The organism is Arthrobacter sp. UC242_113 (assembly GCF_044054585.1).
GTDB lineage: Bacteria > Actinomycetota > Actinomycetes > Actinomycetales > Micrococcaceae > Arthrobacter.
The window spans coordinates 108,505-127,042 of the sequence record NZ_CP171972.1; the positions used below are offsets into that span (position 1 = coordinate 108,505).

18 protein-coding genes are annotated in these 18,538 nt (G+C 63.6%); 9 read left to right on the forward strand and 9 right to left on the reverse strand.

From position 1 onward, the window contains the following. Positions 1-13 precede the first annotated feature (13 nt). The 3 genes from ACHMXB_RS22340 to ACHMXB_RS22350 all read right to left on the reverse strand — a co-directional run bounded on the left by ACHMXB_RS22340 (position 14) and on the right by ACHMXB_RS22350 (position 5,420). The gene (locus ACHMXB_RS22340; protein WP_395405675.1) at positions 14-1,990 is read right to left on the reverse strand and encodes an amino acid transporter; all 1,977 of its coding nucleotides are present in this window, start codon (positions 1,988-1,990) and stop codon (positions 14-16) included. Between the two features lie 157 nt (positions 1,991-2,147). Continuing rightward, on the reverse strand, positions 2,148-2,828 hold the full coding sequence (locus ACHMXB_RS22345) for a response regulator (RefSeq protein ID WP_395405677.1): 681 nt from the start codon (positions 2,826-2,828) through the stop codon (positions 2,148-2,150). 18 nt (positions 2,829-2,846) lie between these two features. Beyond that, entirely contained in the window at positions 2,847-5,420 is a 2,574-nt protein-coding gene (locus tag ACHMXB_RS22350; protein ID WP_395405679.1) for a DUF4118 domain-containing protein, read from the reverse strand. 255 nt (positions 5,421-5,675) lie between these two features. On the opposite strand from ACHMXB_RS22350, the gene ACHMXB_RS22355 reads away from it, so the two are divergent. The 5 genes from ACHMXB_RS22355 (at position 5,676) to ACHMXB_RS22375 (ending at position 9,357) form a co-directional block, all read left to right on the forward strand. Further along, entirely contained in the window at positions 5,676-6,005 is a 330-nt protein-coding gene (locus tag ACHMXB_RS22355; protein WP_395405681.1) for a hypothetical protein, read from the forward strand. After that, the gene (locus ACHMXB_RS22360; protein WP_395405683.1) at positions 5,989-6,300 is read left to right on the forward strand and encodes a hypothetical protein; all 312 of its coding nucleotides are present in this window, start codon (positions 5,989-5,991) and stop codon (positions 6,298-6,300) included. Before ACHMXB_RS22355 ends, ACHMXB_RS22360 begins: the two co-directional genes overlap by 17 nt. Before the next feature lie 25 nt (positions 6,301-6,325). Next, positions 6,326-6,610 carry a hypothetical protein gene (locus ACHMXB_RS22365; RefSeq protein WP_395405685.1) on the forward strand — a complete coding sequence of 95 codons (285 nt, stop codon included), beginning with the start codon at positions 6,326-6,328 and terminating at the stop codon, positions 6,608-6,610. Positions 6,611-7,669: 1,059 nt separating this feature from the next. Next, positions 7,670-8,611, forward strand: a complete 942-nt coding sequence (locus ACHMXB_RS22370) for a ParA family protein (RefSeq protein ID WP_395405687.1) — start codon at positions 7,670-7,672, stop codon at positions 8,609-8,611. A gap of 128 nt (positions 8,612-8,739) precedes the next feature. Beyond that, positions 8,740-9,357: a hypothetical protein gene (locus ACHMXB_RS22375; protein WP_395405689.1), complete on the forward strand. Its 618-nt coding sequence runs from the start codon at positions 8,740-8,742 to the stop codon at positions 9,355-9,357. 186 nt (positions 9,358-9,543) lie between these two features. Here ACHMXB_RS22375 and ACHMXB_RS22380 read toward each other — a convergent pair whose 3' ends face one another. The 6 genes from ACHMXB_RS22380 to ACHMXB_RS22405 all read right to left on the reverse strand — a co-directional run bounded on the left by ACHMXB_RS22380 (position 9,544) and on the right by ACHMXB_RS22405 (position 15,381). After that, complete coding sequence (locus tag ACHMXB_RS22380) at positions 9,544-11,367, reverse strand: MarR family transcriptional regulator (protein ID WP_395405963.1); 1,824 nt, start codon at positions 11,365-11,367, stop codon at positions 9,544-9,546. Positions 11,368-11,588: 221 nt separating this feature from the next. Continuing rightward, positions 11,589-11,825, reverse strand: a complete 237-nt coding sequence (locus ACHMXB_RS22385) for a hypothetical protein (RefSeq protein WP_307106296.1) — start codon at positions 11,823-11,825, stop codon at positions 11,589-11,591. Positions 11,826-12,016: 191 nt separating this feature from the next. After that, positions 12,017-13,456: a MinD/ParA family protein gene (locus tag ACHMXB_RS22390; protein WP_395405691.1), complete on the reverse strand. Its 1,440-nt coding sequence runs from the start codon at positions 13,454-13,456 to the stop codon at positions 12,017-12,019. A gap of 6 nt (positions 13,457-13,462) precedes the next feature. Further along, positions 13,463-13,981, reverse strand: coding sequence for a hypothetical protein (locus tag ACHMXB_RS22395; protein WP_395405693.1), 519 nt, complete (start codon positions 13,979-13,981; stop codon positions 13,463-13,465). Further along, on the reverse strand, positions 13,978-15,033 hold the full coding sequence (locus ACHMXB_RS22400) for a CHAP domain-containing protein (protein WP_395405965.1): 1,056 nt from the start codon (positions 15,031-15,033) through the stop codon (positions 13,978-13,980). Before ACHMXB_RS22400 ends, ACHMXB_RS22395 begins: the two co-directional genes overlap by 4 nt. Positions 15,034-15,093: 60 nt before the next feature. Beyond that, complete coding sequence (locus ACHMXB_RS22405) at positions 15,094-15,381, reverse strand: helix-turn-helix domain-containing protein (RefSeq protein WP_395405695.1); 288 nt, start codon at positions 15,379-15,381, stop codon at positions 15,094-15,096. A 167-nt stretch (positions 15,382-15,548) separates the two neighbouring features. Between ACHMXB_RS22405 and ACHMXB_RS22410 the strand changes: the two genes are divergently transcribed. Genes ACHMXB_RS22410 through ACHMXB_RS22425 form a run of 4 tightly spaced genes read left to right on the forward strand, consistent with a single transcriptional unit; the run spans position 15,549 to position 18,538 of the window. Further along, positions 15,549-16,145: a DUF6668 family protein gene (locus ACHMXB_RS22410; RefSeq protein ID WP_395405697.1), complete on the forward strand. Its 597-nt coding sequence runs from the start codon at positions 15,549-15,551 to the stop codon at positions 16,143-16,145. A 15-nt stretch (positions 16,146-16,160) separates the two neighbouring features. Continuing rightward, a complete protein-coding gene (locus ACHMXB_RS22415) occupies positions 16,161-16,448 on the forward strand; it encodes a hypothetical protein (RefSeq protein ID WP_111903848.1) in 288 nt (95 codons plus the stop codon). Positions 16,449-16,458: 10 nt separating this feature from the next. Further along, positions 16,459-17,184, forward strand: coding sequence for a hypothetical protein (locus ACHMXB_RS22420; protein WP_395405699.1), 726 nt, complete (start codon positions 16,459-16,461; stop codon positions 17,182-17,184). Further along, positions 17,177-18,538 carry a hypothetical protein gene (locus ACHMXB_RS22425; RefSeq protein ID WP_395405701.1) on the forward strand — a complete coding sequence of 454 codons (1,362 nt, stop codon included), beginning with the start codon at positions 17,177-17,179 and terminating at the stop codon, positions 18,536-18,538. The genes ACHMXB_RS22420 and ACHMXB_RS22425 overlap by 8 nt, the downstream gene beginning before the upstream one ends.

Consider the following 18,538-nt stretch of genomic DNA (forward strand, 5'->3'; position numbering starts at 1 on the left):
GCGTCCCGGGCTGTTAGCCGACGTGGACCCAGGGGCGTCTGGTGACCTCGGGAACGGCTTCGCGCAGGACTTCCCTGGTGACGGGAGCGATTTCGCCTTCGCCGAGGAACAGGAACTTCAGGAGGTTGGTGACCGGGTTGCCTTCAGTCCAGCGGAAGTAGATGTGCGGCATGAGCCCGGTGACGTCCCGGATGTGGAGCAGGACGGAGGCAATGGTGTTCGGAACCACGGGACCGTGGACTTCGAGGATCTTGTAGCCGTGGCGGGTCACGCCTCGGACGTAGAGTTCCGTTTCGAAGTCCGAGGAGTCATCCACGACGACTTCCAGGAACAGTGCCTCCTGCGCGAGGGGCAGGTGGCTGACCTCGATGGCGGAGGCGAGCTTGTCGCGGTACGCCTCTGCAGACAGGCGTAGCGGTTCGTGCGCGATCAGGGCGATGGGCCCTTCAAGGGTGTCCGACATGAATTCCAGCGCCTGCTGGTCCAGGTGGACATGGGTGGCGTGCAGTTCGAAGGAGCGCCGGACGCGGGAGAGCAGGGAGATCACAATAATGCCCAGGATGAAAACCCCGGCGATCCTGATGCCTTCGGGCCGTTCGAAGATGTTGGCGATTGTGGTGTAGGTGAAGACCACGGCGATGGCGCCGAAGCCCCAGGTGCGCTTGGGTTGCCGCTTCCGGCGGGCCGAAAGCGTTACGGCGACGGCGGCTGAGGTCATCAGCACCAACACGCCGGTGGCATAGGCGCCGCCCTGCGCGTCGACGTCGGCGTCGAAGAGGAACGTGATGAGGAAGCCGATCAGGGTGAAGACGAGCACGAGCGGCCGGACTGCTTTGGCCCATGCGGGAGCCATGCCGTAGCGGGGAAGGTACCTCGGGACCAGGTTCAGCAGTCCTGCCATGGCGGAGGCGCCGGCGAACCAGAGGATGGCGATGGTGCTGATGTCATAGATGCTGCCGAAGCCGACGCCGAGGTATTCGTGGGCGAGGTAGGCCAGGGCGCGGCCGTTCGCCTCGCCGCCGGGCTGGAATTGCTGTTCCGGGATCAGGACGACGGTGATGAAGCTGGTGGTGATGAGGAATCCGCTCATGATCACGGCGGCGCTGGTGAGCATGCGCCGGGTTCCCCTAATGCGGCCTGCCGGGTGGTCTTCGGCGTCGTCGGCGTCTCCGCGGACCTGGGGCATCACAGCGACGCCGGTTTCGAACCCTGAGAGGCCGAGGGCGAGTTTGGGGAAGACCAGCAGTGCGATCGCGATGACCATGAGGGGATCCCCATGGGTAGTCCAAAGGTTGGTCCACCAGTTGCCCATCGCCACCGGATGGGCAAAGACCTGAACGATCGTCACAGCCACGACCACCAAATTGAGACTGAGGTAGAGAGCGACGAGTACGACGGCGACGCCGATGGCTTCCCGGAAGCCGCGCAGGAACACGGCGGCCAGCAGCGCCAGCAGGAAGAGCGTGACCGGGACGTTCTGGCCTTGCAGCAAACCAGTAGCCAGGGGGTTCTGGATGAGGTGTGCGGTGGCGTCGGCTGCGGAGAGGGTCATGGTGATCATGAAGTCGGTCGCGGCGAATCCGAGCAGGACCAGGACCAGGAGCTTGCCGCCCCAGCGTGGAAGCAGGCGCTCAAGCATTGCGATCGAGCCTTCCCCGCGGTGGCTTTCACCGGCCACGCGCCGGTAGACCGGCAGGGCACCGAGCAAAGTCACGGCAACCAGCACCATCGTCGCCAGCGGCGAGATGACGCCGGCGGCGAGGGCCGCGATCGCCGGCTGGTAACCCAGGGTGGAGAAGTAGTCCACACCGGTCAGGCACATGACCTGCCACCACGCGTGCTTTTTCAGGTGCTTGTCGCTCACGGCACCGGGGCCCTGATGGATGCCCTTGCTGTCCTGCAGCCCGAACAGCAGCCAGTTCTTCATCGCTTCTGCACCGTGCGGCCGCAGCGCGGAGGGATCGGCCGGGGGCCTGCTCAACGTGGTCATGGGTTCCTTTCCGCGCTGCGCAGCGCACCGCGTTCACTGCCGAAGCTAACACCGGCAAAAAACGGCGGATCGCGAAAAGGGTTTTTATTGACGAATCCTTTACGCCCTCGACGGGGGCCGGGGACGTGGTGGCTTGCGGGCGCTTTCGCGACGGGCGTCAGGGTTCGAAGCGGTAACCCATCCCGGCCTCAGTGAGAAGGTGTTTCGGCCGGGCCGGATCTGCCTCGAGCTTGCGGCGCAGCTGACCCATGTAGACCCGAAGGTAGTGGGTTTCACTGTCGTATCCGGGTCCCCAGATTTTGGCCAGCATCTGCTGCTGGGTGATGAGCCGGCCCGGGTTGCGGACCAGCAGTTCCAGGATCGCCCATTCCCGCGGGGTAAGACGGACGGCGGCACCGTCCCTCGTGACCTTCCGGTTGGCGAGGTCCACTTCGAAGTCCCCCACGTCGATGGTTGGCCCCTGGTCGTCGATGTCCGGGGTGAGGCGGCGCCCGGCGACCCGGAGCCGGGCGAGGAGTTCGTCGAGCCCGAAGGGTTTCGTGACGTAGTCATCGGCCCCCGCGTCCAGCGCCCGGACCTTGTCCACGGATCCGTGCCGGGCCGAGAGCACGATGATCGGGGTGCTGCTGGTGCGGCGGATCCTGGTGATGACGTCCACGCCATTGATGTCCGGCAACCCAAGGTCCAGAACAATGACATCGGGGTGACCGGCCTCGGCGTGTGCCAGGGCGGTGAGGCCGTCGAGGGCCGTCAGTACCCGGTATCCCTCGGCCTGGAGGTTAACCTGGAGGGCGCGCAGGAGCTGTGGTTCATCATCAACGACCAGGACGGTCCTCATGAGGCGCTGCCTCCTCTCTCATCCTCTCTCATCCTCTGGGGAGTCGGCGGCAGCGTGGGGGCCTGCAGAGAGCGGCAGGCGGATCACCATGGTCAGTCCCCCTCCTGGTGTCGACTGGGCGATGAGCTGTCCGCCCATCGCCTCGGTAAAGCCCTTCGCGATGGCCAGTCCCAGGCCCACGCCGGAGCCTTCCGGCGCGTCGTTCAGCCGCTGGAACGGCTGGAACATCGCGATAACGTTCGCGGCGGAGACGCCCTGGCCGTGATCGACGATGTGCAGCTCTCCGCAGGGCCGGCCGTTGACCGTAGCCGCCCCGGCCCCGCTGGAAGGTCCGACAATGACAATGTCCGAACCGGCCGCGTATTTCAGCGCGTTCTCCACGATGTTCGCGATGACACGTTCGAGCATGCCGAGGTCCGCGTCCACAGGGGGCATGTTGGGGGCAAGGTCGACGCGGATGCCGTCCGCGGGAAGTCCCCGCAGCGCGTCCTCGATCGCGTCCCGCCAGATGACGGGGGCGGTCAGCGGTGCGGTGGAACCGCTGGAGATGCGCGACATGTCCAGCAGGCTGGCGATCAGCCCGTCGAGGCGGTCCGAATAGGACTCGATGGTGTCAAGCATTTCGGTCTCCACCTCCGCCGGCAGGCGGCCCTTCTGCCGTTGCAGCGCGGTCACTGCGAGTTTGATACCGGCCAGTGGCGTGCGCAGGTCGTGGCCGACGGCCCGCAGGATCGATGTGCGGATGCTGTTCCCTTCGGCAAGTTTGGCCGTGTTTGTCAGCCTGCGGTGCAAGGCATCCCGCTCCCGCAGCAAAAGAAGATGGACGCCATGCGCGGCAAGGAGCCGCCGGTCACCGGCCGTAAGAGCCCGGCCGGACACCACCAGGGCGGTGTCGGGATCGGCCAGTTCAACCGCGCCTGGCCCCGACGACGCTGAATCTGAATCCGGGGACGGCGGAGGCCCGTCCCCGGAAAAGGCCTCAAGCTCCCAGGAGCCAGGCGCTTCAGAGGCTTTGGTGAACAGGCCGGCCGCTTTGGCCTGGAAGGTCTCCCTCACCTTGTCGAGGAACGCCTCGACCGAGTCATCGGCGATCAGCGCATCACGGGCCAGATCAGCCAGTGTTGCTGCCGCGGCACGGGCACGGGCAGCCTCCGCGGCACGCCGGGCCGAAACGCCCACCAGCAGGGAGACCGCCACTGCCGCGAAAAGGAACACCAGCAACGCGAACACATTCTGTGGGTCGCTGATATTGAAGGTTCCGACAGGCTCGGTCTCGAAGTAATTCAGCAGCAGCGAGTCCAACACGGCCGCCAGCACCGCTGGCCAGAGACCGCCGATAAATGCCACAGCGATCACCCCCGTGAGATGGACCAGCACGTGGGTCGCGAGGTTCAGCTCCGGGGCGAACGACAATCCCGTGGTGATCAGGACCGGGAGGAGCACCGCCAGAACGAACCCTGCGGTTGTCCGGGCCCGGCCCAGCACCGGTGAGGGCGGGCGGGGAAGCGTCCGGGCGCCCAAGGGATGGGAGACCATGTGCACGTCGATGTCCCCGGAGCCCTTCACGACCTTGGCGCCGACGCTCCTGCCCAACAGACGGCTGGCCAGGCGGCCGCGGGACACGCCCACCACGATCTGGGTTGCGTTGACGCTACGGGCAAATTCCAAAAGCGATTCCGCCGCGTCCTCCCCTACTACAGTGTGGTAGCTGCCACCCAGGTCGGTGACGAGCCGGCGCTGGGATGCCAACACCTGTGCTGCCGCTCCCGGTTGCCCCTCTGCTCGGCGCACATGGACAGCAAGGAGGTCCCCGCCGTTGACCCGCGACTGGATCCGGGCCGCCCGCCGGATAAGAGCTTCCCCTTCTGGTCCGCCGGTCAGACCGACGACCACGCGTTCCCGCGCCGGCCAGGTCGCCGTGATCCCTTCGCTGGCACGGTACTTTGCCAGGCCTTCATCGACCCGGTCGGCCAGCCAAATCAGCGCGATCTCGCGCAGCGCGAAGAGATTGCCGAGCCGGAACTCGTTGGCCAGGGCAGCATCGATCATCTCGGCCGGATAGATATTTCCGGCCGTCAACCGTTCCAGGAGAAGTTCCGGCGCAACATCCACGAGTTCGATCTGATCCGCCCGGCGCACCATGTCGTCCGGAACCGTTTCCCCCGGGGGCTGCCCGGTGATGGCGGACACCACGTCTTCCAACGAAGCCAGGTGCTGGATGCTGACCGTGGAGAGCACATTGATGCCCGCTGACAGCAGCAGCTCGATGTCCTGCCAGCGGTGTTCATTCCTGCTCCCCAGCGCATTAGTGTGGGCGTACTCGTCCACAACGGCAACGTCCGGGTGCCGGGCCAACACAGCATCCACATCCATTTCCTGAACGACGACACCTGTCCAACCTGCGTGACCAGGGGAAACCACCTCAAGACCTGCCACGAGGTCCCAGGTTTCCTTCCGTCCATGGCCTGCGACAACCCCAACGACCACGTCGCGATTGCCGGCCCGGAGCTGGTGGGCCTCCTGCAACATCGCGAACGTCTTCCCAACGCCCGGGGCTGCGCCCAGGAAAATGCGAAGAGTTCCCCTTGCCATACCCATAGTCTGTCAGCACCAGGAGCGCATCAGCGCTGCCGCCGCAGCAAGCCCAGGCGAGAACCCATGACGTGGTACTGAATGTCGAATACAGCTTCGATGACTAGCTCATACAAAGAATGTCAGAGCTGCATGGCAGCCTCTTCCATGGTCGATCATGCCGCTTGAAAGACACGTGTCTACGAGGAAAACCGGCAGGTCACGGCGGGACGACTCGCCGTAAGCTAATGGGAATATATGTTCTAAGGTTGTGTTATGGGACCGGAGCAGGCCAGCGCTTTGCACGCGCGGTACGCCCGCCGGGCCGGCCCGATCGGGCTGACCGTGGAGGAGCTCGACTTCGAGCACTTCACGGTCAAGAACGGCTTCCCCGGGATCCCGGTGAAGGCGTGGATCCGGTTCCCGAACTGCGCCGAACTGGTGGACGGCGAGGTGTTCACCTGGACAGCCAAGGCAGCCGAAGTGACATGGCAGGACGGGCCGGTGACCTACCGGACATGGGTGTGGAGCTCTGCGGTGACCCGCCGCAAAGAAATGATGAACAGAAACTTGGGAGAGCGGACCAACCGTGACAGCAACACTTAATGAAACAACCCTGGACGCCCCGGTGGATGTCCGGTTCACCGCAGCCGGCACTCCCCTGGCCGTCCGCTACGACGGACGGGTCTGGGCCGTGGCAGCGGAACCCGTGCACTGGTTCGAGCGGGACTCCTGGTGGGCGACCCGGCGGACCGCGCCGGTCGATGTCGGGAACGTCGTGGACATCGAACATTGGAGGTTGCAGGTTCGCCTGTCCTCGGCCTCGGCGCTGCGGACCTTCGAGCTGCGCCGGGACCCGCTGTCGGAGCAGTGGCTGCTGGAATCCATCACTGACAACTGACCCCGCCCTTGCGTAGCGTGGGGCCATGGGACTGATCTACGACGATCCGCGGCTGGCCGCGCTGACGCTCACGCGCATCGCCGCCGAGGAATCCGAAGGCCCCAGCGAACTGGCCGGCCGCATGCGCGAAGTCCTGGACGACCTGGTCCAGCGCAACGGGGCCGGGTACCTGACGGATGTGGTCATCGCCTTGGCCCGCACCGGGTATATCGCCCTCGATGAGCTAGCCAGGGCAACCGGGACCAGCACGGCAGAACTGCTCGATGAAGTGGAAGTCGACGTCTTGGAGGGCCTTGATGATAGCGCCTGACCGGGCGGGCCGGTGCCGAGGGGACGTTCTGTCCGGGATTCCAATTCATCGACCGCGGCCAGCTCCACCCGACAGTGACCGGCATCACGGCTCAATATCGGGCAGCTGCGCGTCAGGGCCCTCAGTCCACTACTCCCCTATTGCGTCCCAGCGCGCACCCCTTCCCCGGCAGAGTCGGTCTTCGCGGCGGTAGCCCCATGAACTCACGGGATGGCTACCGATGTGCTGCCGTGGATAGCCAAGGCTCTACGGCCCCGTCCCGCTGCACACGTCGAGCAGCCCGAGAGCAACAGGCGTCTCGTTTAGAGCTCGTTGAGAAGTGCTACCCCCGCCCGTTCCCATATTCTCCCTCCACGAGCAGACTCGCCGGCTACTTCACACTCGCTGGTCAATGGATGCAGGAACACTTGGGATTCGTCCTGATGGCCGACCGCCAGATGAACCATCCATGAAGCGATGTAGCGTAATCACGGGTAGCGGTCCGCTTGGCCAGCGAGGAACGTTCTGGCGCGTCCCCCTAGATAGCGTGAGAGGTCAGGCCGACGGCGCAACTGCACTCTTTGTTGCTCGACAACATTTCCGCAGCGGCAGTTCATGCCATAAGGATTGCCATATCTCCTATAGGAAGATCAAGGGGAACACGAGCTAAAAAGCTCACCATAGAACTGACGAGACAGCCAGCAGCAAATCTCATTTCCGTGCAGACCGGATACCTCATAAGAGCACCTACACGCCGACTCGTTAGCACGCTAACAAGAAGCTCTATGCTAGCCCCCACTTGTCATCCGGTTGAATCAACCACTAATTATCAGATGTGGAGTCACGCATTTTTTCCGGTAGGAACGCAAATTGAAGCATCAGTCCCACTCCCAGCCTGAATCCACATGAGGACACGGATACGATATCCAGCCTTGACGACAACGTGGGCCTCCATGAAGGGAATCATTTAACACCGTGCGTGACTCCGCATGCGTGTCACTACGAGCATTTCGGGGGGACTGCACATAGCGTTGACAGCAGGACAACATGCAACCCACCAGGTAGGAGAGTCGCTGGCCGATGGCACGATCACTGCAAACCCCTGCACCCCCGAAACCCCAGGCAACACGGGCCATTGACCGTGTCATCTCCCTGGCCAACGGCAAAGGCGGAGTCGGCAAGACGACCACCGCAGCTAACGTTGGCGGGTATGTCGCGTTGGCTGGCTCCCGTGTGCTGCTGATCGACCTTGACCCACAGGGTGACCTGGCCCGCGACCTTGGATACGACCGGCAGACAGGGAGGGAATTCTTCCAGGCCCTGATCGCCGGCACGCCCCCGATGATCCTGCGCGACGTGCGGGAAAACCTTGACGTCATCCCAGGCGGCCAGGACCTCGAAGACATCCAAGGCCTAATGGTGTCCCGCTCCAGCCGCTCCGACGCCGGCGACTTCGGCGACATGCTCTACGCCGTCCTGGCCCCGCTGGCAGACGATTACGACTTGATCTTGATCGACACCCCGCCGGGGGAGCGGATCCTCGTAGAAGGCGCCTTCGCTATCTCCAGCGCCGTCGTCATTCCTACCCGTTCCGATGATGCGAGCATCGACGGTGTCGAACGCATCGCACGCCGCTTCATGGCTGTACGTGACCGTAACCCGTCCCTGCAGTTGGCGGGCGTCGTCCTGTTCGGTGTTGGGCCGCGCTCCCTGCGCTTGGAACGCAGCGTCCGAGACACGTTGGAAGAGATGCTCGGCACCGTCGCCCCGGTCTTCGAAACCCGAATCAGGAACCTGGAGAGCGCAAGCGCCGACGCCCGCCGCAAGGGCCTGCTCTTCCACGAACTTGAAGGTGCCGTTACCGACGCCCAGAAGAACCGCCTGAAGGCGCTCCGGGCGGGGGAGAAGCCGGCGGACGGTTTCTTCTCGCGCAATGCCGGGGGATTGGCTGAAGAATACGAGCAACTGACCGGCGAGATCCTCGCCCGACTGAACGAGATCGAAAGCGGGAATCAGGCATGAGCGGCCGACAGAGCCTTGCCGGGGCATTCGCACCTGTAGCGCCTGCCCGCGGTACAACACTGCAGGGGTTGCTGGCTCCGAAACGGGGGAGGGGCGCGCCTGCACCGGGACCCAAAACCGGAGAGTCCGTGGAGACACCGGCCGGGGAACTTGTCCAGGTGCCGCCAACAGCAGCACCCGAGCCCGCTGACACGCAGGTGCCTACTGAGCAGCAGGCGGACAATCGGCCCGCTGAGCAGGCACCTGTTGAGGAGGCGCCCCTTGAGGCGGCAGGAAAGCGAGCGGAGCCCACGCCTACATCAGACAAGACCCTAAAGGCCACCACGCGACAGCAACCTGCTCCCAAGAAAGCTACTAACGCGACCAAAGCCTCCGAGCTGGTTCCCGGGGCGCTGCGCAACGTCGGGGTGTATCTGCCACCGGCGCTCCTGGCCCAGGTCAAGGATGCCGTCTATCAGGAGCGGACCACGTACGCAGAGCTGTTAGTTGATGCCTTTGAAGCCGTCGATGACAAGCAGATCGCCAAGGAGTTCACTTCCGAGACAACACTGACCCGTTCCGGCATGCCCCGCCGGGCACCGCGAAAACGGGGAGAGGCGGGCATTCAGATCCAACTACGCCTCGACGGGCTGCAGGTTGCCTGGCTGGATGAGAAGGTCACGGAGTTCGACGCACCGTCACGCAGCGCGCTCGTCTCGGCCGTCCTCAAACTTCATATCCAGACGGTACAGACTCCTAGGGAGTGATGCTGGACCCCCTAGGGACAAGCAACGCTCGTCTTCCCATAGTGCTTATGGCATGACTTATGGCACGAAGACGGAGCGTGCCAAATCAACCGGGGAGTGGATGCGGTGGACGGCCACATCGACACCCGTCAGGATGTGCAGACCGGGGGAGTGGGCCCACAACTGATAGGCCTTTGGCGCTGACCCTCACCCAGTTCTGTTGAAGGCCATGTTAGAGAGTGACCATTCATCGGGTGGCCCCTCGAATATCTCCCAGGGATAGTCTTCACCGGGGGAGAGTAGCTCTGGGACGGTGTCGACGTTCTTAGCGAGCCATTCCCGCCAGATAATCCGGTCGTTGCGGTAGCGCTGTAACTGGAGGGCCACCGCTTCGAGGACCCCAAATTGTTCGGCTAGTTGTCTCAGTGAGGTACCGGCTACGATTGACCAGGCCCTATTGGGACTGCGAACAACGAGGTTCCAGGCGCTGAGGACTTCCAGAGCTTCATGGACGGTGGAACGAGACAGCCGAGTGAGCCGCACAATCTCGACAGTTGGCACCCCAGGGGAGTGCTCCAGCGCTTCGTAGACGAACGCCGCCGGCAGCCCCAGTTCCCGGAAGACAGGACGCAGGGCGTAAATTTTCCCTTTCTGCCAAGTAGCATCCTCGGCGGCAGCTTTCAGCTCTTCGGGAACGGTCAACATGTAGAGATCCCCTTTGGTTCCCCTGGCTTCTTCAACGAGAGTAACCAAGGGATCCTTCTCCGCCCGCAACTGCCTCAAATGCAGGCCAACAGTGGTGTGGTCAAGACCCGTGGCCACGGCAATGGACCGGACGCCGAATTCAATGAACCGAGATCCCGTCATGTGAGCTGCCTCCCCTAACGCCCTAAGAACCATCCGCCGCGCCATACCAGTCCTGGATTGTTGGTAGTTCACCTCCCGTATGCGCAGGGCGTTTCGCCAGGTCCGGATAAACCGATGCTCTGCATCGGGATTTGAAATTCGGCCAATCCCCTTTACCTCTGCCGCCTGTGTAGAGGGCTGGCTTGTGGGGGATCTGCGGACATTGTCATTCCGGTCGGTCTGAGTCGTCTTTTTGCTTAAGTAGCTGAGGGCGTTCATCCAGTCGCGCCGCAGTGACGGAAAGCGGTGGCGGGCTGCGTAGCGGGCGTAGAAGGAGGCCAGTCCAGGCCAGGTTCCCTGCAGCATCCGGCGCTCCACATCCACCAGCTCCAAGCCGGCGGTCGCGGCACTGAGGATGACCGCTTGGCGAGCCTCGGAATCAGAGGCATACCGGTTGGTGTCGTACATGCCGGTCTGGGCGAGCACCTGCATGGCTCGGGACATGCGGCCCACCGGCTGCTCAACCACGGGCAAATTGGAGGTTGCCGGAGTGAAAGTTTCCTCCAGCCGCAGTGCCCTGACTGCCTTGATTTCGGCGGCTAGGTCGTCGGTCATGGCCGTCCAGACAGCGGCGCTATTGGGCCGTCGGGCGATGTCGTAGGCCATGGACAGGCTCATGGCCAGTTCCTGGTGGCCGCCGCGCTTGTGCGGTGAGCCGGGAGTTCGCATGCAGCCGTGGAGCAAGTTCTGGTGCGGGGTCTTGTCCAGGCTCCGATACCGGGTGCCGAGCGCCTCGACAAGATCACGCGCTTCAGAGAAGGTTACCCGCCGCGCCAGTGGGACGTAGACGTGACGGCCGCCGTTCGGCGAAAAGTCCTCAATCCAGCGGGCCCCGACTGAGTGTAGCCAGGTTTGGACGGCGCGGACGTCGGCCTGGACCCAGTCCGTACCTGCTACGGAGGAGTCGAAGTCGAGGAAGATCGCCGCACAGGTGCCGTCCTTGCCAAAAATCCGCACTGCAGCGGGCAACGAAGGCAATGATTCGGTGAGATTCCGCTCGTGTTTTTGGGGGTAGGTTTTGCCCGCGTCACGGGACAGTCGAACGCGGGGTTGGCCGGCAAGCAGGGGTGCTAGCGCCGCCCAAACGGTGGCTGGGTCGTCTGGTTGCTTTGACACGCCAGAAATTGGGCGTGCTGGAAGCACGGAGACGTGCTGATGTACGATGTGGGTAATCCTTTCGGGGATTGAGGTATAAAAAAGGGCCGATCCTGCCAGATCGGTTTCATAGCAACACAAAGGATGGCCTTGATTGGCCCTCCACGACTTACAATCTGATCCGCCGGCAAGCAATCCAGAGGGTAAGTCTCAAGCTTCGAAGGCCCGCCTTGTGCGGGCCTTCTTTTTTGTCATGAGGCGATGCGGATGGGCAGCTCCTGCTGGTAGTCGTCGCGGTCTAGTGCGGCCAGGTCTTCTTGCAGCTTTGGTTCCACAACGGACAGAAGGTATTCGGTTACTGTGAGGCCCCTGTGGGCTGCAACTTTGGCGATACCGTCAGCAGTGGGTTCCGGTGAGCGGAAACCAATGAACTTACGCAGGCCTTTACTGGGACGCCCGCCGCCTCGATTTACTGCTACTGCCGTCATGTGCTGTGTCCTTTGAATTTCGTCCCCGCAGTCGCGGTTACATCTTCATCGTTGTTAGCCTGCCGCTCAGACCGACTGTTGTGTCATTGCGACTGCTCCGAAACTATCACCGGGTAATCGACCCCTTCGGGATTTGTTTTCAGAAAACGGAAGCGTGTCGCGTTTGTGACATGGAACTGCCTTCATGTCCGTCAGAAGCCTTTGGCCATTGCCGCGGCTGCAGCGAGCCATGCGCGCTGTGTTGCTGGTTGGAGTGCTTCGTAGCGGATGGGTCCGTTGACGAGGGCGGGGTCGTAGGGGATTCGAACGACGGCTCGTACATGGGGTGCGAAGCCGTCTGCGATCCGCCGGGCCTCGTCCTTGGCGCGTTTGAGTGCGTCGCCGCTCATGCTGCGCTTGGCGTCGGTGGATTCGGAGACGATGACGACAGCGTTGCGGGCCAGTTCGGCGTCGTGGCCGCCGCGGGATTCGAGGGTTTGGAGGGTCAGGCGGGCGGCTTCGGCGCGGTCTTCGATGGCTGTTACGGGGACGACGAGCTGGTTGGTGTGGTGGATCATGCGGCGCCAGTTGGCGGCGCGGGCGGTGTTTCCGGAGTCCATGACGATGAGCCGGTAGTAGCGGGTGAGTACCTGGTGGGCGATGTCCACTTCCTCTGCGGTTACTTCGTGGTCGCCTTCGTCGTTCTCGTCTGAGCGCAGGACGTCGAACTTGTCTGAGGTCTGGTGGTGGACGAATCGGGCGATCTCGGCTGCTTGGGCGCTGGGGGAGAGCAGGGCCTGGGAGGAGTCGATGAGATCCAGGACGCTGTTGTTGTGGCTGCCCTGTTCGGTGCGCCAGCCAAGGGTTCCCTGTGATTCGTTGTTGTCCCAAGCGACGGTTGCTGCGCCGCTGTAGCGGGCCAGGATCGCTGAGAGCATGACGACCGTGGGCGTCTTGTTCGCCCCGCCCTTGCGGTTGACCACGGCCACGGTGCGGGGGCCGGGCCAGTGCTGGCTCACGGTGCGGATGTCCTCGCGTTCGGCCAGCTCTTCAGGGGAGGGGTCCATGCGGAAGCCGAGGCGGCTGAGAGCGCCGCGCCAGCCGCGCGTGGCGGGTTGGAGCACGGGCGTGCTGATCAGGAAGGAGGTGTCTTTGAGGCTGCGCCGGCCGGCTGGCTCCTCAGCGGCTGGTATGGAGGCCGGTGCGGCCCCCTGGGCCGCCGCGTCCGTGACAGCTGCACCGAAGGTCACCGGCTCTGCCCTGGTTGGATCCTCGGGCGCTTCTTCGGACTGTAAGGCCTCGCGAGTCGGAGCGGTCGTGGCCTGGGCCGGCGCGGGCGAAGGGGCATCAGTTACGGGCAAGGTGTCCTGCTCCCGCCGGGAGGTGCGCTTGATCGGTGTGGCCTCGCTGACGGCACCGTCGGGGGAGACGATGATGAGGCCCTGCCCGTCGGGGTCGGTGGTGCTGACGCGGACGGGTCGGCCGAGCTGAGCAGCGGTTTCGGTGATGAGGCGTAGTGCATCGGTCAGGACGGCGGCTTCGTCGGCGGCCTCGATCGGGTGGGAGGTCCCGTTGATGGTGACTTCGCCGGTTCCGTTGGTGCGGAGAACGGCGTTGATCTTGGGGAAGTCGAGAGCTTGGGTTTCCATCATCTGTCCTTACTTTGTGCCGTTCGGGGGTGTGAAGCGGTTGACCTGCCAGGGCTTGTCGGCTGCGCTGCGGAGCAGCTGCACGTCGTAGTCGCCGGCGTCGGTGGGAAACACGACATGGCAGCCGAAGCCGTTGTTCTCATCGATCTTGAGCTGGCCTGTTCCGGTGACCTTGGTGGCCGGGATGTTGGCTGGGTCGACGTATTGGTAGTCGGCGGTGGCTTGGGCGGTCAGGAGCTGCCCGAGCTCCTGGATCCATACCTTGTCCGTAACGGCCGGACGGGCGTAAAGCGTCATGGCCTTGGTCGCGGTGTCCAGCGCGGCTGTTTTGCTCGCCTCGTCCCAGGGAATGCCCAAAGTGGCCGGCGCTGTGCCGCCGGGAGCCTGGGGCTTGCCGCCTGCGCTGAGGGTGGCCGGCGCGGTGGTGGAAGTGCCGGGTGACGGCTCCACCGCAGGTGTTGAGCTGGCTGCCGGCGCGCAGGCCGTACAGGCGAGCAGGACCGCGAGGGCTGTCAGGGTGCGTTTCATGGTTCCTCCGGTGAGTTGCTGCCGGGCAGGTAGAGAAAGGCGCTGGGAGTGCCGTTCTGGACTGTGCGGGTGTAATAGGTGTGGTCATTGGGGGCGGGGTTGCCGTTATAGCCCTCTTCGAGGAAGCTGCCGTCACCGTTGACGGCTTTGACGATGGCGACGTGGCCATAGGTGCCGTCTGCGCCTCCGGTGCCGGGGGAGTACCAGACGACAGCGCCAACACGTGGCGTTTTGCCGGTGGGCCAGCCTTTGGCGTCCCAGCCGTCCTTCCAGGTCAGGGCAGAGCCGAGGAGGGCGCCATCCGGCCGGAAGGTGCCGTTGAGGATCTTGTAGGGCGCGGTGGTGCTGCCCAGTTGCTGGTTGATGCGCCAGAGCGCGAAGTCGACGCATTCGCGGTTGTACATGCCCAGAGGGGATGGCTTGTAGATCTTGGCCGTGCTCCACGGCAGGTCATCGCCTTTACCGGATTGGCCGGGGATGCCGCAGGAGCTTTCCCCGCCGGCGTCGGTGATCTTGGCATCGCCCAGGGCGGCGACGACCTGGCCGGCGGCCGCCCAGTAGGGCCGGTAGTGGAAGGGGTCGGCGTTGCGCTGGACCCGGTGTGCGGCCGTGGTGGGTTCGAGCTGTTCCCAGCCGTTGATCTTCTGGAGGGCTTTGAAGAAGTTGCTGGCGGAGGCTGTGGGGTTCATGCGGTCCTGGTGGGTGCCCCAGGCACGGTTGCCGCGCTGCTGGAACAGTCCCCGGGAGTCAGGTCCCGGTCCGTCGCCGTGGTCCAGGACACGCAGCCCGGACTCGCCCATGGCCGTCATGACACCGATCGTCTGGCCCCGGGCAGACAGGCCAAGGGCTTTGCCTGCGTTGATGATCAGGGCGGCGTTCTTCAGCTGCTCGCCCTCGTAGCCGGCGACAGCGACCTTGGGCAGCTGGCTTGCATCAACGCTGACGCTGGAACCGGTCGGTGAGCAGACGTCGGCCGCGGCCTGGGAGCCTCCCCCGAGCAGGATGATGGACAGCACCAAACCGACGGGCGCAAGGACGGCACCGGCGACCAGCACGGGCCCGCTCCTTGGTGACTGCAAGTGTCCCCCTCACATCTGCTCGGTTGCTCCGCCCTACGGCTGGTCCTGGTTTGCTTCGTCTGCCGTGTTCACTTCCGGTGTCTGGCCCTTCCTGAGTGTGTTCCGGTTCTCCCAGACCCAGTCTTTGACTTGATCTCTGGCGATCAACCATGTCTTCTCGACTTGGTACGCAGGAATCACTCCGGTTTGGAGCCAGCGGTAGACGGTGTTTCGGGACAACCCGAAGATCTCTTCGAGGTCCTGAGGCGTCAGACGCTCCGGGTACTTGGCGAAGAGTGCTTCCAGGTACTTGGGGTCCACACTCAGTCCGTCCCACCGCATAGAGCCAGCATAGACCACAAATTGGTACTGTGATGTACTGGGAGTGATTGAAAGGTACTGAAGCTGTTGTTGGAGGTCACTTATGGCCTTTCGTGTCGGATGGTACCGATACGATCTTTGCGGACATTACTAGGGGATGTGAAATGCCGGTCTCAAAGAATCGCTGGGTGACCCTCGGCGCAGAAACTCTCGACGAACCTGTTCCAGCCATCCCGGAAGAGCCGTCTTTCATCCCTACGGGGGCGACGAGGCCGCAGCTGAGTGTTCCGCAGCCGGACCATGCGGACCGGCTTCCGCGCAGGAATGTTACGGGAAGCCGACCAGCCTTTTGGTGGCTTGGCGTGCACGGCGGCGCGGGCGAAACGTCGCTTGCATGCCTGGACAAGAACACCAGGGCAGCCGACCATCACTGGCCTGTGACGGCAACCGGGTCCGTAGTCGTCCTCGTGGCCCGTTCCAATATCCCCGGCCTGCGCGCGGCACGCTTGGCCGCAACTGAATGGGCTTCAAGGTCACTTCCCGAGATCCAGGTAGCCGGCCTGGTGGTCATGGCCGACGCTCCCGGACGGCTCCCCAAAGAGATCCGCGACTTCTCCCGCGTCGTCGGCGGGGGAGTACCCCACATTTGGCATTTTCCCTGGGTCGACGGATGGCGCTACGGCCACGACGTCGCCCCCGAAGAACTTCCCAAAGAAGCCCGCACCGTCCTCGAGCAAGTACAGCTCGCAGTAACTGCCACCACCGCCGGCTTCCCGGCCAAGTAGAAAGAAGAAACCCCTATGTTGTTCTCCAAGGCCATGGAATGGTCAAGCTTTGCCATCACCGAAATACCGAACCCGGGCACCGGTGAAGCACCTCCCGGCTCCGAAGGTTTGCTGACAATCCTCAAATGGATCGCCTGGATCGTCTTCGGCTTGGCCGTCGCGGGCATCCTGATCACCGCCGGAACGATGATGATCAACAACCGGCGCGGCGAGGGCGGCGAGCACGCCGGCCGCCTGGCATGGGTCCTCGGCGGCTGCATCCTCGCAGCCTCCGCAGGCGGCGTCGTAGGCGCCCTGGTCTAAGGAGCCAGCCATGACTGAACCGACAGTGAACGAAGACCAGAATCCACTGACCAAACCTAAGTTCATCATCTCGGCCGTTGTCGTGGCGATCATAGTCGCGCTCGGAATCATCCTGGCCCTGCTCCCCAAGGGGGGAGAAACCCCGACAGCCGAACCAAGCAATTCCGGATCCACCCCCGCCAGCACGCAACCAAGCGGCTCAGCCGCCGCAAGCGTCTGCGGCCTGCCCTCCGGCAACCAGGCCAAACCAGCCACCACACCCACCGACACCAAATGGGAACTGGTTGGCAAGATCGCCGCGCCAACATCACCAACAAAATTCGGCCCAGGCAAGACCGAAGCCAACGGCCTCCGCTCCTGCTTCGCACACTCACCAACCGGCGCGCTCTACGCCGGGGCAAACATGATTGTTCTCGGAAGTTCCGGACGTCCCGACTTGTTGGCCCAGTATCTCGTCGCGGAGGGACCGGAACGAGACAAGATGCTGTCGGAGCCACCGACCAGCGCCCCGACGGCGGCACCGTTTCAGATTGCGGGCTACAAGGTCGTGGACTACACCGGCGATCGAGCCGTCATTGAATACGGCCTTACAGCAGCAAACGGCAGCGTAGGGTCAGTGCCCGTAGCAATGCAGTGGCAAGGGGGAGATTGGAAATGGGTTCTGCCGGCCACCGGCATGGCAGAAGCACGACAGCTCTCTGATTTGAACGGCTTCATTAATTGGGCGGGTGTCTAACTTGCTTCCGGCCAACGAGAACGGGCAGCCCTGCAAACCATGGGAAGTTGGATGCGTCGTCTCAGACTGGGCGAATGATCGTGCCAATGACGCGGTCAAGAACATGGCCCAGGCAGTCGCAGACGCTGTGGGGAACGTGGTCAAGACGCTTGGGACGTTTTGGGTGAATGTGGGGACTCCCGCCCTGACTGCTGCGCCGGGAGGCTCTACCGCGAGTGATCCGGTGTTGTTCCTGCAGAACAGTCTCTATTTTTGGACAGCGTCGCTGGCTGTGCTGTCCGTCCTTGTGGGTGCGGCAAAGATGGTGATCGAGCGCAGGGGCGCACCTTTGCGTGATCTGGTGCGTTCGCTCGCTACCCTGATTGTCGTGTCGGGCGCGGGCGTAGCGGCAGTGGGCCTTCTGACGGTTGCGGCCGATCAGTTCTCTGCCTGGATCATCACGAGCTCCACGGATGGGACGTCGTTTAACGAGAACATCACGTCCCTGCTGGCGCTTTCGGCAACCAGCCCGATCGGTTCGATCATGATCATCCTCCTGGGGCTGATCGCGATTCTGGCCTCTATAATGCAGATCGTCCTCATGATCATCCGCGGTGGCCTGCTCGTCATCCTGACCGGGATCTTTCCCACGGCTGCAGCATTTACCAGCACCGAAGCCGGCAAGGGCTGGTTCCAGAAGTGCACGGCCTGGCTGATCGCCTTCATTCTCTACAAGCCCGCGGCCGCCATCGTCTACGCCACGGCCTTCCAACTGAGCGGCAGCAAGATCTTCGGGAACGTCGGTGACGGCAAGGACTTCGGCTCCGCGCTCCTGACAACAGTCACCGGACTGGCCCTGATGATCATTGCTTTGTTCGCCATGCCAGCCCTCATGCGGTTCGTTACCCCCATGGTGGGTGCTGTCGCTGGAGGCGGTGGAGCCTCGGCAGCGGGAACAGTCGGGGCACTGGCTTCCGGCGCTATCAGCATGGGCAGCGCCGGACGAGGGGGCGGCCCATCCACCAGCCCGACGGCGACCAACAGCACATTGACCCAGAACCCGGTGTCGCAGGGCCCATCGGGGACTCGAAGCCAGGGAACGGCCGGAACGTCTGGCACGGCAGGAAAGACCGGTGCCCGGGGTGCAGGAGCCACGGGTGCGCAACCCGGAACTGGCCCGGCAGCATCTACCGGCGCAGACAGTGCTGCTTCAAGCAGCGGAACTGCATACAGCGGAGCGGCTGCCAGCGGGACAGCTGCGGCAGCGGGCGCTGGTGGTATCGCCGTGCTGGCCGCACAGAAAGGCCTTGAAGCCGGCCAAGCCGCGTCCGGGGCGATCCAAGACATGAGCGAAGAATCCACGGGGGGTGCCTGA